The following is a 16,184-nucleotide window of genomic DNA, read 5'->3' on the forward strand; positions in this document are numbered from 1 at the left end:
AAACTAAATATTCCCGATTTTTCAAATTCCCTTAAGTATGGTATAATTAAAACGTTATTCGTAAAAAAGTAACCCGATGTCATACACATACTTTCAGCATTTTAAGGGGGAATTCAATGAAGAAGACTATCGTCGCAATCCTGTTTTTTTGCTGTTTTATGGGGGCTGTCACTGCATCGGCAGCACAGGTAAGAGAATCAGAAACGGTATCTCCGGCCGTTGCCGCTTTGGCACAGGCCCAGCAGCTGGACGAAGCCAGGGGAAAAGCGAAAACAGCAACCAATCATAACGAATCCGACAAGATTGGTGACCGGCTCAAGGCACGCGTTCATGCCCTGATTCCGGCATCAGCCTTTGCCAATATTGACAATCCCGGGACGATTACGCCGGATACGGTCAAGTATCACTATGCCGGATCGCAGCACATGGCTACGCCGGTCTCGGCCTGGAACCGCCAGAAATATGAAGACCAGTACCAATACCAGTATCAACATGATTCCTATGATGCGGCGATTGCCGATGCCTATGCGTACCGCCGTGATTTTGGCAAGAGCAACCTGCGTAAGTGGAGCAGCACCGAAGGCATGGATACACCGTGGGACAGCAACTGGACGACCGATACGGCTCATTTCCAGAGTTCGACCATTGCCTTCCTGGATCGACTGAATACAGAAGCCCATCAGGCTGGCATTTCCTTCGTCATCACTGGCGGTGCTGAAAGTGGCTATCATGCCGGTGGCATCTATTCCCATGAAAATGGCTATAAAGTCGATATTTCCGATGAAGGTATCTACCAGGGGAGCAAAGCCTATGAAGTCCTCATCGATGCATTGGCGCCATACAAACATCAGATTACGCACGAATGGGATAAGAACCACTACGATATCACCATCTATCCGGAAAATTATAAAGGGTGATGTTTGGCGTCTGATGTTTCAAACATGCCACTTCACACTTGAAAAGACGCTGTCTCCAGGCAGCGCCTTTTCTGTACCTGAAAGGAGACATTATGAATCGAAATGACCGGGACGCTTATTTCAGCTCCCTTAATGAATTAGTTTCCTGTGAAAGCGTGCTCTGGTTAAACTGGCGGGTTGTCAGGCAAAGAAGGGAATGATTCGGGTATGATCATTAGTGCCAGCCGCCGGACCGATATACCGGCATTTTATAGTACGTGGTTCTTCCGCCGCCTCCGCGAAGGATTCGTCCTCGTGCCCAATCCCTTTAATGCAAAGCAGATCAGCCGCGTTTCCCTCTTACCCGGAGAGGTAGACTGCTTCGTCTTCTGGACCAAGAACGCGGCACCTATGATGACGTATATAGAGGAACTGAAGAGATTGCCTTGTTATTTCCAGTTCACCGTCACGCCCTACGGCAGAGATGCCGAGCCGTTCCTGCCTCCCAAAGAGGAGATAATCCGCACGTTCCAGGAATTGTCCCGTTACTTGGGCCGGCACCGTGTCGTCTGGCGCTATGATCCCATCCTCCTGACGCCGGCGTATACGCTGGACTGGCATATACGGCAATTCCGCACCATGGCGTCCCGGCTGGCTCACTATACGGACTGCTGTGTCATCAGTTTTATGGATATGTATAAAAACACGGAACAAAATACACGGCGGCTATCTATCCGGGAACTGACAGTGCCGGAAATGCGGGAATTGTCAGCTGCCATGGCCAGTACCTGCCGGGCCTGCGGCCTTACCTTGCAGACTTGTGCTGAAGAGATAGACCTGCAGGACCTGGGGATTTCCCACGGAGCCTGTATCGACAGGCGGCGTATCGAGCAGGTGACAGGGAAATTCCTTGCCATCCCCAAAGATACGAACCAGCGCGGAGCCTGCGGCTGCATACAAAGTGTCGATATGGGCCAGTACAATACGTGCCGCCACCTGTGCTGCTATTGCTATGCCAACAGCAATGCCAGGCAGGTGCGGGCGCGCTGGGATACCCATGATGATGCGGCGCCTCTTTTGACCGGGCAGATCCCACCCGATGCCATGATTACGAGAAGAGAAACCCTGCATCAGAAAGTACCAGACACTTCATTCGAAGAAACTAGTTTGTTTAATGAATAAGAATACATACTCCCTTCAGGATCATCGTTTCTGAGGGGAGTTTTTCTAAAAGCAAAAATCAACAGTATTGTGCTGATTAATATTCTTACTGCTTCGTAAATACAGATGCAATGAATGTAGGTGGGGGACAATGCTTTTCCTTTACTTTAATTTCTCTGTTTTTTGCCAGGTATACGGTATTGTTTTTATATATACTTGAAGGGAAGATGAATTGAGGTGAAGGGAGAGATACAAACGGGGAGAAAAATAAAAATGCAGCCCATTATCTCCACAAAGGGGATAGAGGAGGCCACCGGGGGCGCAGAAGATTCCGGGTTTTACGATCAGATTTACACTGTTTGCGGGTTCATCAAGAAGGAATCTACTTTCGTATGTTTGCCAGACCCGTGCAAAATTTACAAGAGCCGGTATAGCAATTTAAAGTATATACAGATGCTACTTGTAATGCATCAGGCCAGAGTGTATCCTTTTGTCTTATGTTCCCATGATAATTGGCAATACATGTATCGGTATAATGTAAATTTAGATTCATAAGAATCAGAATATGAATCTATTAGGATGTGCTTATCATCACTAGTAAATAATAGCCGTATTTCTGTTATTATGGACCATATGGGAAACATAAGCCGTTTCTATCAGGAAGTAAATAACAAGCTAGAGTTTCCATACGATGATGAATGCTGGTTTTGGTATGACAGGAAATTAGTAACACTCCAATGGAAGAAACGGAACTCTATTGATGAACAGCATGTTTGTTACATTCTGGCCAGTGGTTTGAATAAATTATACCGTACATCACATGATATCATTCAGTTTATTGTAATATCTGAATTGGAAATGCTGGATTTGTATTAGCAGTACATACCAGTAGAACCAAGAAAGGCTAATAGGAATGATATGATACTTGTACTAGAGTCATTGCCGGTTGTTAAGCAGAATGGCGATTGAAAATGCTATATGGTTCCTGATATTGGAACAAATTTGGATGGAGTTTTCTCCAAGTAATCGTACATACAGACTTCATCCCTACAGCAATCTGATGTATAATATGGGTATACATTACCCGGCCGCTGCGTGCCGGGGTTAGGAAAGGTGATAACCGTGTCAAAAGAGTTGGAACAGGAGTTTACGAAGGTCATCTCAGCGGTGACCAAGGAGGTAACGGAGTCGGTGGTGCGCGATTCGGCTCTGGCTTCGGTGAAGGAGCTGAATGAGTCGCTGCAGGCGCTGAAGAAGGATTCGCCCAAGCTGGTGAAGGATATAGAAAAAGCGGAGACGATGTATGCGGACGTGTCCCAGCATGCTTTGGATAATATGCAGCGTTTTGCTGATTTTATCAGTTCCTGGCAGGAGCAGCAGTTGGAGCTGCTGAAGGAGATTTCCCATCGCAACGACGTCGTTTCTACGTGGCTCCAGCAGTCCGATAAGAGGCGCATAGAAGAAATCAAGGCCCTTCAGCAATCGACAGACCATGCTCTGTCTCAGCAAAAAGCAGAACTCGACCAGATTCTGCAAGGTCTGAAGCTGGAAATGCAGCAGACTCTTTCTATGGGAAAGCAGATCCAGTCGGATCATCAGGAGCTGATGAAATCGCTGGAAGACCGGCACGCCTCTATTTCGTCCGGTCTTACGACAATCAAGGTGCTGGCCGCTATCAATTTTCTCGTTCTGGCAGCTCTGGCCGGGTATACGCTGAAAGGCCTCATAGGGGGATAAGTGATGATTTCAGACGAAACACTCGCCGCGGTGCAGTCGCTCTACGATGATGTGGAAGACGGGTACAATCAGCGCATCCGTCAGCACGTCCAGCGTCAGATGCTGGCTCATCTCGACGAAATCACAACGGAACTGGAAGCCATCCATGCATCTTGTGGGACCGGGACCGTGCGCCTTCACGATTATATCCAGGTCATAGAGGAAACGTGTACGGCTATCCGTCAGCTGGCGGAACGGCTGGACCAGGATTTCATGCTCTTCGTCATGGGAAGCGGCAAGAACGGGAAATCGACGCTGATCAATGCCCTGCTGGGGCAGAAGGCGGCAGCAGAGGATTCACTGCCGAAGACGTGGAAAATCGATGTGTTCCATGATGAATCCGATCCGTCGTGTACGCTGACGTTCAAGGACGGGTCCCAGAAGAGGATGACCGGGGATGAGGCCCGGGCGTTCATTGAAAAGGAAGAGCAGAAGCGGAAGGATTCGGAACGGGCCATCCGTCAGGAGCTGCGGGAGTTCAAGAAGAAAAAGGTAGCTTTAGAGGTACTGGAAGAAAAGCAACGGGAGTTGCGCAAATACAAGCTCTACCAGTCGCCGGTCATCGAAGCGTCCTGGCCGGCGGGCCACAGTGATATCCTGCGCCATTACCGTCTCGTCGATACGCCGGGCCTCCGGCAGGAGCTGGATGATATGGTCGTTGCCAGTGCGGAGGAATATTTTTCCAAGGCTGACGGGGTCATCTGGATCCTGCCGGGCGATAAGATTGCCAGTGCCGGCGATCATACGGAATTGCGCCGTCTCTGCCAGAAATACGAAAAGCATCCCGATAACATCATTGCTGTCGTGAACCGCATGGACATCGTCCGCCAGAGCGGCCAGAATCCTGATGAGGTGCTGGCCGAAGCGCGTCGGTTCTACGGGGATATGTTTACGGAAATCGTCCCCATTTCGGCCAAAGAGGCACGGCAGGCTGAAGATATGCTCCATCAGGACGGAATCAGTGAAACAGAGCGCCGGGAAGCGGAAGCCCTGCTGGAGCAGAGTAATCTGCCAGCCCTTTTGCGTCTTTTGAACCGCACGCTTTTTGCCGATGCCCTGGATATCCAGATCCGGAGCAAAATCCGGGGCTGCCGGGATCTCCTGGATCATATCCGCCACGAGGCCGGGGAGGCATCCCGTCTCCTGGCCGGTGTCGGGAAGCAGCGGGAGGAAAAAATCGCCGCCTGGGATAAGGACTCGTCGGAGCTCCTGGAACGGCTGAAACAGGATTTGGAGACGTTCAAAGAAACAGAAGCCAAGCGCGTCCAGCGGGAAACGGGCTACGTGGAAGACCAGCTCTGGGATATGGATGCAGATACCCGCAATGAGTTCATCCTGGAAGAAATCATCTGTCCCGAATCGTTGGAACGGCGGCTCCATGAGATGGTAGAGACACACAGCCGCCAGCTCATGGATATGTACCGCCGTCATCTGAAGGCGGCTCCCTTCCGGGAATTCCCGTTTCTTTCGGACGACGATATGACCGTTTCCCTGTCCCAGAGGGGCGTCATCGGCAATGCCAATCTGTCCGATGATCTGAGCGGACAAGGTGAGGCCCAGCTGGCTCTGGGCGGGGCACTGGCCTTCGGGGCGGCGGCGCTCCTCGGTCCCGTAGGGCTTATTTTTGCCGGGCTGGCAGCTACGGATTTTGGTAAGAGCGTGGCGAAATTCCTGTCCCGTACCTTTGGTTCCAGTATGGCCAGCAAGGTAGAAAGGCGGTTCACCGACCAGATGTGCGATGTCAATACAAAGCTGGAAGAAGAGTATAAGGAATATATACAGAAAGCCGGAGAGGCCATTTCGTCTCTGCGGGAATCGACGTATACCGAACTCTATGGGCCGTCCGGCCAGACGCAGGCCATCGTTGGTCATCTTCAGACGCTGGACGGACTGGGCCATATGCCGGTCACGCCGCTTCATGTGAAGGATATTATTTTTTCCCATTAGGAGGTAGTTATGGACGTTACAGCCTATATAGACGGACTGCTGGCACGGGCTGAGCGGTCGCCCTTATTTGGTGATGCCGCTTTCCCTGGTCTCTATCCACTGTATAACGACCTGCAGGTACTGCGGGCCAAATTGGAGCAACCCCTCCATGCCGCTGTCATCGGAGAAGTCAAAGCCGGGAAATCGACGCTGATCAATGCCTTTGCCGGCGGGGAGATTTCACCGACGAACGCGACGGAAACGACGGCATGCATCATGAAGATTTCCTATTCGCCGGAAGAAAAAGCCGTACTGCACTTTTCTGATGGAACGACGCAGGAAGGCATGGTGGCAGAAATCTATGAGCTGCTGGAAGCACACCATGGCGATCAGGCGTTCTTCAGCCGCTGTCAGGATGTGGAAATAGGGAGAAATCTCCAGGGTCTGCGCCATATCTGCCTCATCGATACGCCGGGGCTGGAAACGATTACGACGGCTAATGAATCGCGCACGACCGATTATTTCCAGTCTGTCGATGTGGTTCTCTGGGTGTTCAATGGCAATTATCTCGGCCAGAGCGATGTCAACGACCGGGTGCGCCAGGTGGCACAGATGGGCAAGCCCATTGTCGCCGTCATCAACCGCATCGATCAGGTAGACGGCGATCCTCAGGACCTGGTCGATTATCTCGACGATTCCATGGGGATTTATCTGGAAGAGATTTTCCCCCTGTCGGCGCAGAAAGCCTATGAGGGTGTTATGCAGGCCGACCAGCAGCTCCGGGACGAATCGGGGTTCACGGCGCTCTATACGTATCTGGACGAACACATCGAACGCCATGCCGGCGATGTCCAGATGGACAGTATCCTGGCGTCGGCACGGGTACTGGAAGACAAGATGAACCTTCTGCACCGCCAGACGCTGGAGCAGATTGAACGGAAGCTGCGGACGTATATGGAACTGGATGAACAGATTCAGTATAACGGACGGATGCTGTCCGAAAATGTCCTCAGCGATACCCGGGAATGGCTGCAACGCCATTTCCTGAGCCGGGCTGAACGTACGCTGTATAGTCAGATCAGTGCCGGCAATGCCTTCAGCAGTTCGTCCCAGGAAGAGTTCCAGCGGCTGTTGCAGAAAGTCCTGTCCCAGGATGCCATCCGCGGGGAAATCGAAGACCATCTGCAGCAGTTGTCTGCGACCATCCGGACAGACTGGCAGGGCCGGCTTTCCGGCATTGATGCGGAACTATCCCACATGTATGAGCAGGAACAGGAAAAGAACCGCCTGGAAATGGTGCAGCTCCCTCATGGGGCTGTAGAAAATACGGGACTGGAATCGGTGAAAAATTCTGTTCTGGCTGCCGGAGCTGCCGGGGGTGCCCTGTCCATTTACTCGGCCGTCGTCGCGCCGGCTGCGGCCCACGTCACACTGGGAGCGGCCGTGAGTACCATTATGCCGCCGGTCCTCCTGGCCGGGGCTGCCGTCGGTCTGGTCACGGGCTATGCCAAGAGCAAAAAAGTAAAGACACAACAGCGCCAGCAGGTACAGGATGTGCTGGGACTGGTACGGGAAAAGACGGCGGCGACATTGCTGCCAGCTCTGAAGACCTATCTGCAGCAACTCTGTGAAGCGACCCAGACTGAGGCCAAAAAGGATTTCGTAGAAAAGAATTTCGCCGGACGGAGCGTAGAGGACCTGCAGCAGCTGGTACAGAAGCTGCAGGAAATCACCCGCCAGAACGAGGCTGTCATACGCGTACAGGCTTAAATCAGCTGCCAGCCTGCATCTCCCTTTGGTCGATACCTGCTGGGCCAAAAAGGGCCCTCACGGGGACGGCAAAAATACCTGTCCGACGAACCAGTTATGAATTCAGTCGGTTCGAAGTACAGTGTAATATGGCGTCCCCGTGAGGGGAAGCTGGCGCCGTAGACGTCTGAAGGGGCTTTACATCATCTGAATTCGATTATCTGAATCCGATGACCACAAAAAAAGGGACTGTCTTCATGCGACAGTCCCTTTTGCTATCTATTCGTCTTCATTTTTTAGTACAGTGATTTTCTGCTTCAGGCTGACAGCCCGGTCGAATTCTGCCTGGATTTCGGCGCTGGGCGGCGCATCCCATTTGCTGACCAGATAGATGGCCAGGAGAGAGAAGATAAAGCCCGGTACGATTTCGTAGAGGCCGAACCAGGCGAACTGCTTCCAGATGAGGACCGTAAGGCCGCCGACGACGATGCCGGCCAGAGCCCCGTTTTTGGTCATCCGTTTCCAGAATAGCGACAGGAGGATGCAGGGACCAAAGGCTGCCCCGAATCCGGCCCAGGCGTAGGCTACCATGGTCAGGATGTAGTTATTGGGATCGAGAGCCAGATAGATGGCCACGGCTGCTACGATGAGGACGGTGAAGCGGCTGACGTAGATCAGTTCCCTGTCGCTGGCTTTCGTATTAACGAAGGTATGGTAAATATCCTTGGAAATGGCCGATGCTGTAACCAGGAGCTGGGACGATGCCGTGCTCATGATAGCAGCTAATACGGCAGACCAGATGAGGCCGGACAGGAAAGGCGGGAAGAGTTCTTCACTCATGATGAGGAAGACTTTTTCCGAATCGGCTCCCGAAAGGGGCGTCTGGAGCACGACTTTACCGACGAGGCCGACGAATACGGCCGCTGCCAGGGAAATGATGACCCAGGTCATGGCGATGTGTTTGGCTTTTTTCAGTTCCATGGGATCGCCGATGGCCATGAAGCGTACCAGGATGTGGGGCTGGCCGAAGTAGCCGACGCCCCAGCCAATGGCTGAGATGATAGCGATGATGCCGGTCATGCTGGTGTCCGGTACGAGCTGGAGCAGCTGCGGCGAATCGGTAGCGACCCGTTCCAGTACGGGGCTGAGGCCGCCGTAGGAGACGACGCCTACAATGGGGACCAGGACGATGGCCAGGAACATCATGCATCCCTGGATGAAATCGGTCCAGCAGACGGCCATGAAGCCGCCGAGGAAGGTATAGATGACAACGACACCGGCACCGAGGAGCAGGGCATGGAAGTAATCCATGCCGAAGACCGTCTGAAAGAGCTTGCCACCGGCGACAAATCCCGATGACGTATAAATCAGGAAGAAGATGAGGATGAAGATGGCCGAAATGAGGCGGATGATATTCTGTTCGTCATGGAACCGGTTTTTCAGATAGTCCGGCATAGTGAGGCTGTTATTGGCGACTTCTGTATAATTACGCAATCTGCGTGATACGAAGTGCCAGTTGAGGAAGGTCCCCAGACAGAGGCCAAAGGCGGTCCAGAAGGCAGAAATGCCGATGGCATAGGCAAAACCGGGCAGGCCCATGAGCATCCAGCCACTCATATCCGAAGCTTCGGCACTCATAGAAGTAATCCACGGCCCAAGACTGCGTCCGCCCAGAATATAGTCACTGAGGCGCTGCTGGGACCGGGAGTAATAGACACCAATAGACAGCATGGCCAGGAGATAGAGGGCAAAGGCGCTCAAAACGACAATATTTGTCTGAAACATGAATGAAAACTCCTTTGTAAAAAAATACAACACAATAGATTATTCTATTTTATCGTATTTGTCAACATATGGCAATACTTTTCAGGAAGGGAAAGGATGGTGGGTAGTAGGTAGTGGCGAGTGGGAAGAGATAGAAAAGACAGTTTGATGTTTGAAGAAGTCTGGCTTTTTCTTTTCCAGCCCTATATAATGGAGGAGAAACTGAAACAAAAGGATGACTGATGATGAATATATTAACTGTAGAAGGCGTGGCCAAATCGTATGGCACGCGTGTGTTGTTTGATGATGTGACCTTTGCTGTCGATGGCGGGCAGAAGCTGGGCCTCATCGGTCTGAACGGGGCAGGCAAGACGACGCTGCTCAAAATCATCGCCGGCATGGCCGAGGCTGATAAAGGGGAAATCTGGCGCAATCCCAAGGCCCGTATCCATTATCTTCCCCAGGAACCGCAGTTCGATCCTGGACGCAGTGTTCTCGAAAGTGTCCTCGATGGTGATTTGCCGGTCATGGATGTCTTGCGCCGCTATGAAGCCGCTGTCGAAGCAGACGATGATGAAGCCGTGCTGAAGCTGACCGGGGAAATGGATGAAAAGCAGGCCTGGGAACTGGAGCAGCATGCCAAAGTGGTGCTCCAGAAGTTGGGGATTGCCGATTTGTCCCAGTCCGTCGATACCTTGTCCGGCGGCCAGCGGAAACGGCTGGGGCTGGCACGGGCGCTGATCCTGCCTTGTGATCTGCTCATCATGGATGAACCGACGAACCACCTCGACGACCGTACCATATGCTGGCTGGAAGAGTATCTCCACGACAGCAAGTCTGCCCTGATTCTGAGCACTCACGACCGGTATTTCCTCGACCGCGTCGCCGGGGACATGCTGGAACTGGACCGGGGAAAGGTCTATACGTATAGTGGAAATTACGCAGCGTATCTCGAACAGCGTCAGGCCCGGCTGGAACGGGAAGAAGCGGAAGCAGCCAAACGGCGCAATCTGATCCGCCGGGAAACGGCCTGGATCCGCCGCGGCGCCCAGGCCCGTTCGACTAAGCAGAAGGCACGGCGCGACCGCTATGAAGCCTTGTGCGCCATGGAAAGCGGCAAGCCTGTAGATAATGTGGAAATCTTCGATACATCGGTCCGGCTTGGCAAGACCATCATTGATATGGATGACGTAGCCTTTGCCTATCCGGGAAAGACGCCCCTCTTTTCCCATGTGACCTATCACGTCGTAAAGCACGACCGTATCGGCATCATCGGGGAAAACGGCGTCGGCAAATCAACGCTGCTCCGGGTCATTGCCGGCCAGCTGCCGCCCGTTTCGGGAACCATAACCATCGGTCAGACCGTCCGCTTCGGATTTTTTACGCAACAGCTCCCGGAATTCGACGAATCCCAGCGGGTCATCGATTACGTCCAGGAACACGGCCATTACGTAGTCAACCAGTTTGGCGACCACATTTCGGCATCGCGCCTGCTGGAACAATTCCTGTTCACGGAAGATATGCAGTATACCTATATCTATAAGCTCAGCGGCGGTGAACGGCGCCGGCTCTATCTGTTGCGCCTGCTCATGGATCAGCCCAATGTACTCCTTCTGGACGAACCGACGAATGATCTGGATATCCCCACCCTGACCGTACTGGAACAGTATCTCGATACGTATCAGGGCGTCGTCCTCGTTGTATCCCATGACCGCTATTTCCTGGATCGCGTAGCAGACAAGCTGTTCGTCCTCAAAGACGGCACGTGGAGCCGCTATTACGGCGATTATAGCGAATATCTGGAGGAAATGCTCCAACAGAAAGAGCCGAAAAAAGAAATGCCGTCCCGTGACAAGGAAGAGGAAAAAAGCAAGGAACCATCGCAGGAACCGGCAACGGCCCGGAAAGGCCTGTCGTCACGGCAGGAGAAGGAACTGGAGCAGATCACCCAGGACCTGCCCCGCTATGAAGGGCTGCTCAAAGGGCTCAACGCTGCCATTGCCGCTGCCGGCAGCGATTACGAAACGGTAGAAAGCCTCTTGAAGGAACAGGAAGAGACAAAGACCAAGGTCGATGAGCTGACGGAACGCTGGTGTGAACTGGAAGATTTGAAAGAATCGTAAAGAGTCGTAAAGAAAGGGCGCTGCCTCATGGACAGCGCCTTTTTGCATGGTACGGATATACGGGTATTATTCCCATTTTTTCGGCTGGACGTTATAGGTCGTCTGCCCTTCGAATATGACGTAGCCCGGCACGGCATGAGCCGGCTTCTTTACGTTGCGAACGAGGGTAGAGTCTACTTCGACTTTGCTGTCCTGACGGGCCTTGCTGTACCAGGCAGCCAGTTCTGCCGCTGCCGTCAGCTGCTTATTTGTCGGCTTTGCGTGGTGGCAGGCCAGGATAACGTGGGAGCCGGGGCGGTTCTTTACGTGGAACCACAGGTCATAGGGATGGGCTTTTTTTAGAGTCAGGAAATCGTTCTGCCGGTTGTTGCGGCCAATCCAGATATCGAGGCCGTCTACGCGGACAGTGAGGATATCCTGGGAAAATTCGCGGCGCAATTTGTCTTTGGACGTAGATTTGATGAGTCCCATCTGGCGCATTTCCACTTTGATATCGGTAATTTCCGATTTCGTACTGGCATTTTCCAAGGCATATTCCAGGGAATAGAGATAATTGAGATAGCGGGCGTTTTCTTCGTGCAGTTCCCCCGATTTCTGGATGCGGTTGCGCATCTTGGTATAGCGCTTGTAGTAGCGGTTGGCGTTATCCGTCATGGAATAGGCCGGATCGAGGGGAATCGTGACCGGTGCCTGTTCCGGTGTCAGGAGGTCCGGGACGGTCACGGATTTTTCGTGGTCATGTTTTTCATAGGCATAGATCATAAGCAGGTCGCCATAATGTTTGTACGTGTCCATCTTGGATGTTTCTTTCATTTCGGCGGCGATACGCTTAATTTTCCGCTTCTGTTTTTCGATGAGCTTGCCTACTTTTTTCTGGAGCTGTTCCTGTTCCCCGCTCAGACTGCGGTGGGCCGCCTGATAGTCGCTCAGGTATTCTTCGATGAGGTCGAAATGGCGGCGTGGATACTGGGCCAGGCTGCGGAGTTCGATGGGGAAGAGGATTTCCTTGCCCCGGACGGTATAGACGTAGGCACCGCGTACGCCCTGAAGTTCATTTCCAAAGGAGACAATAGCGTTGCACCAGGCGTCTTTCTGCGTCCCCGTCAGGTCCGATACGGGCATATTCTTCTCGATTTCCGTGCGGAAGGCCAGTTCGTCGAGGACGATGGTGCTCATGCCGTTGAAGCGTTTGAGCATCCACTGGTACAAAGGTTCGCTGCTTTCCATATCGAGCATTTCCCGGAGTTCGGCCGGCGTGAAGGCAAAGGGGTCCATGCGCTGGAAATTGGGCGGGAATTCATACGGTTCTTTCGGTGCAATGGTGCGGACGGCGTTTTTGCCTTTTCCCGTCTTGATGAGGGCTTCGATGATGATGCCGTTTTCCGTGAAGATGACGTTGCTGTATTTGCCCATAAGTTCGACGTGAATCTTGCGGGTCACGAGGCGGCCCGACACGTCCAGAACATCGACATCGATATCGATGAGGCGGTCCAGATGGAGCTGGCTGATGGAGGCGATGCGGCCGTTTTCGTAGTATTTGCGCAGGAACATGCATAGTCCTGTCGGGGTGTCCGGCGTCGGTGGCATGGTCTGGGAAATATAGAGGCGCGGCGCGTCGTCGAGGGTAATGACCAGGTGGTGGATGCCCATATCATTGAATATGCGGAAGTACAGGGACCGGGCGTCGAGTTGATATATTTTGGAAATGGCGCCTCCCTGCAGGAGGGAGACGAGTTCGTTTGTGATGCTATGCAGGGTAATACCGTCTAGATTCATGGTTATGCTCCTATCGTTTCTTTTCGTTTCTCTCTATTCTATCATGTTCTATCAGGCCCTGCCAGTATAAACTGGACCTGCTGGATTGAGGATGCTGCCCGTCCGGATTGGAGCTGATGGATAAGGGTCCGTCGGCCGCCGGGCTCCTGTCTGGTTCGGAAGCTCCACGGCCCTTGCCGTACGTGCCCATTGCTGGCGCGCTGAAATTCGCTTTGCTCAGACAAAACAGCGCACCGGACGCAACGGGCACGCCCGCCATCCGTCACGGTCCATGATGACCGCACCGGATCGGAGCCGTTCCCGCAATGTCACCAGCTAGGGGCCCGGCGGCCGTTTGGGTTCGTGCTAGTTAAAGTGTTATGTTAATAGTAGTGTTTACGGATTGGCTCCACGAACTGGCGGAGGGACCGGTAAAAACGCAGCATTGTTTTATTGGTATTTGACATTTGTATTTTATACTGTATAATAAAAATGAGAATACACCGGATTTTGCGAATGTGAAGGTACCAATACGTCAGATATGTAGCAATCGCGCCGGGGCTTTTTTATAAGGAGGGGAATAGCTATGAAAGCAAGAGATATTGCGTTATTCTTCTTGTCGAAAGATACGGATAATACTGTATTTACACAGAATTTAGTGAATATGAATAATAGGACGTTCTATGATGGCAATGCACGATTGAATAAATTTTTGCATCTGGCCCAAAATATTTATTTAGCGAAGTATGGCGAGTTGTTGTATGATGACGACTTGCTGGCTTATGACAATGGAGGTGTTGTTCAAGAAGTTCAAAAGGGATATGGTTTCTTGCTTCACAACAAGCAGAAACTTTCAAATTCTATCTGTATTACGGAGCAGGCACAGTCATTTCTAAATGTGTTTTATGATATTTTTAAAAATGCATCTCTTGATGAACTAATTCAGTTGTCCCATGAGGATGAATCCTGGGTTGATAAGCATAAATATGGAACAGATTTAAAGTTAATCAAAATGGATACTGCCAAATACGCTGAACAGTACAAGAAACAATATAGTGATATATTGCAGGTAATGGATGGATTGGGAGCGTAGAATGGTAGAAATAGGAGAGATTTTGTGGTTAAGGATGCGGTTCAATAACGATCCTGGCACTATATCAAAAACAAAACACCCCTATGTCGTAATTCGAAAAAGTGAATTAGGTTTTATTGAGGTCGGACAACTGGACTCGTTACAAGGAAAGGAATACAAGGTTGCCTTTAAATCCAATCATCTTGTCAGGTGTAAAGGGCAAAGTGCGATAACCAAAGATGGATATATACAGATGGATAACTGCTTCATGATTGACGACTATGATGAACTGTCAAAATACAGCAGGGGAAAGCTTACAGATGTCCTTACGAAAGATATTGTTTCTCATTACAATGAGTACCAATCCAATAATGAAATCAGCGAAAATAAGACTGTATATCTCCCTAAAGAGGAAGTAGAAGCACTCAATGATACGTAGTTATTTGGTGCTACTGGTTTATCCCGTATGGCTTGTGCCGTGCGGGATATTTTTTATTAACGATTTGAGTATGAAGGAACTATAGAAAAGGTAAGTGGAAAGAAATTTAGCCAGATTTATAAGAAAAGAAGTATCGAGTGAATATAGAGAAGAATTTGATTCTTCTACATCTACTACCGATACGCCTACACAAACTAGTCGTATCAGAGCCGATACTTCTTCTATTTCCATTATATTCTTAAAGGCAGAAAAAGGGAATAAGTCAGATGTAGTGCGTAATGGACACTATCGCCATATCTGCCGCCGGGTCCCTGTCTGGTTCGGAAGCTCCACCAAAAGAAAATTAAAAAGAAGATACATTGGTATCTCGGAGCCACGAATCTTAAAAAAAAAGAAACAGGCACTTCCGCCGACAATGTATCTTCTTCTACTTCAATTATACCCATAAAGGCAGAAAAAGGGAATAAGTCCGATAATACGTAATGGATGCAACTGCCATACAGGCCGTGCGGATTATGGTTGCTGGCAGGATTTGAGCTACTGTTTTTTTTTTCTATAGAATTTTTTAAAATAAGAGACATTTTATTCTTTTCTGAATTATTGAGATTGTATAATCAATATATGAGAAGTGGTCTTATAATGCTGTATTATTGGCACACTAATATCGTCGTCAAAAATTTGTCATTTAGTAGTATTAGTCAGTGTCTAGTAACATACAACGGCATATGATGTACTATAAGAATGATCAACCTGTGAAGAAACATTGCTGGGTCCCCAAATGGCAAATGCTATACGAGATATTTTTATAGTCATTTCTAAGCCTGTATGTCGTGATATGGGTTTAATTTTTTGCATTGTATTTCTGTATATTCCCTTTCCATCGCTTAGCTCGTCTAAATCCTGCGTCCTCAGCTTCTTGAACGGTCAATGCATAAAATTCTCCTTGTTCTTTAGAAATAACGCAGTGATCATATTGTTGGTCGAATGGGAGATGATAAATATGTTCATGTGTTGATTGGTTTATGTTGCATTTTATTACTGGGTATGGTCCCATTGGTTTAATTTTGCATATTACGCCTAATGATTTTGCGAATTGTAAGGCTGTTTCTGAATAACCGGTTGTGGATGCAAATACTGGTATAATTTTCTTATCATTAAGAGCTTGATAAAATCCATCGACGGTATGTGTTACTGACATTTCCGAAAGATAATACATTACTGTGGTACCAAAAAGTTGATTTATATGTTTCTCATGGATTTGTTTTTTAGAAGACCAACGTTTGCATTGTACTATATGAATAGAGTCATTTTTTTTGCAAATCAAATCCCTACCAAAATCATGCAATCCTTCGCTTGCTCCAAAATAGGTAACATGAAATCCATCGTTTTCGTAGAGATAGCCAATATAACGTTCATATTCTTGACCTGCTTCCCAACTGCTTTTCTTCGGTCGCTTCATGTAGCAATCTAAGGCTCTTTGGTGCTAGCATATAAATAGGACAAGTCAAACTGAGGTTTTCCAT

11 protein-coding genes are annotated in these 16,184 nt (G+C 50.1%); 8 read left to right on the forward strand and 3 right to left on the reverse strand.

Annotated elements, in window-relative coordinates; all coding sequences use genetic code 11:
- The first annotated feature begins 116 nt into the window (after positions 1-116).
- The 5 genes from DW949_RS12805 (at position 117) to DW949_RS12830 (ending at position 7,529) form a co-directional block, all read left to right on the forward strand.
- On the forward strand, positions 117-917 hold the full coding sequence (locus tag DW949_RS12805) for an alginate biosynthesis protein AlgP (protein ID WP_118023585.1): 801 nt from the start codon (positions 117-119) through the stop codon (positions 915-917).
- 207 nt (positions 918-1,124) lie between these two features.
- Positions 1,125-2,078 carry a DUF1848 domain-containing protein gene (locus DW949_RS12810; protein ID WP_118023586.1) on the forward strand — a complete coding sequence of 318 codons (954 nt, stop codon included), beginning with the start codon at positions 1,125-1,127 and terminating at the stop codon, positions 2,076-2,078.
- Positions 2,079-3,179: 1,101 nt separating this feature from the next.
- Complete coding sequence (locus DW949_RS12820) at positions 3,180-3,794, forward strand: hypothetical protein (RefSeq protein WP_147349065.1); 615 nt, start codon at positions 3,180-3,182, stop codon at positions 3,792-3,794.
- Positions 3,795-3,797: 3 nt separating this feature from the next.
- Complete coding sequence (locus DW949_RS12825; protein ID WP_118023589.1) at positions 3,798-5,780, forward strand: dynamin family protein; 1,983 nt, start codon at positions 3,798-3,800, stop codon at positions 5,778-5,780.
- Positions 5,781-5,789: 9 nt separating this feature from the next.
- Entirely contained in the window at positions 5,790-7,529 is a 1,740-nt protein-coding gene (locus DW949_RS12830; RefSeq protein ID WP_118023590.1) for a dynamin family protein, read from the forward strand.
- Between the two features lie 258 nt (positions 7,530-7,787).
- On the opposite strand, the gene putP is transcribed toward DW949_RS12830, so the two are convergent.
- Positions 7,788-9,293, reverse strand: a complete 1,506-nt coding sequence (gene putP, locus DW949_RS12835; RefSeq protein ID WP_118023591.1) for a sodium/proline symporter PutP — start codon at positions 9,291-9,293, stop codon at positions 7,788-7,790.
- Positions 9,294-9,517: 224 nt separating this feature from the next.
- Here putP and DW949_RS12840 point away from each other — a divergent pair, with 224 nt between their 5' ends.
- Positions 9,518-11,395: an ABC-F family ATP-binding cassette domain-containing protein gene (locus DW949_RS12840; protein ID WP_118023592.1), complete on the forward strand. Its 1,878-nt coding sequence runs from the start codon at positions 9,518-9,520 to the stop codon at positions 11,393-11,395.
- A gap of 66 nt (positions 11,396-11,461) precedes the next feature.
- Here the strand turns inward: DW949_RS12840 and DW949_RS12845 are convergent, their stop codons facing one another.
- On the reverse strand, positions 11,462-13,171 hold the full coding sequence (locus DW949_RS12845; RefSeq protein ID WP_118023593.1) for an NFACT family protein: 1,710 nt from the start codon (positions 13,169-13,171) through the stop codon (positions 11,462-11,464).
- 565 nt (positions 13,172-13,736) lie between these two features.
- Between DW949_RS12845 and DW949_RS12850 the strand changes: the two genes are divergently transcribed.
- Entirely contained in the window at positions 13,737-14,243 is a 507-nt protein-coding gene (locus DW949_RS12850) for a type II toxin-antitoxin system antitoxin SocA domain-containing protein (protein WP_118023594.1), read from the forward strand.
- Between the two features lies 1 nt (position 14,244).
- The gene (locus DW949_RS12855) at positions 14,245-14,661 is read left to right on the forward strand and encodes a hypothetical protein (protein WP_118023595.1); all 417 of its coding nucleotides are present in this window, start codon (positions 14,245-14,247) and stop codon (positions 14,659-14,661) included.
- An 841-nt stretch (positions 14,662-15,502) separates the two neighbouring features.
- Here the strand turns inward: DW949_RS12855 and DW949_RS12860 are convergent.
- A complete protein-coding gene (locus tag DW949_RS12860; RefSeq protein WP_118023596.1) occupies positions 15,503-16,120 on the reverse strand; it encodes a restriction endonuclease in 618 nt (205 codons plus the stop codon).
- Between the last annotated feature and the right edge of the window lie 64 nt (positions 16,121-16,184).

The organism is Megasphaera sp. AM44-1BH (assembly GCF_003467125.1).
Lineage (GTDB): Bacteria > Bacillota > Negativicutes > Veillonellales > Megasphaeraceae > Megasphaera.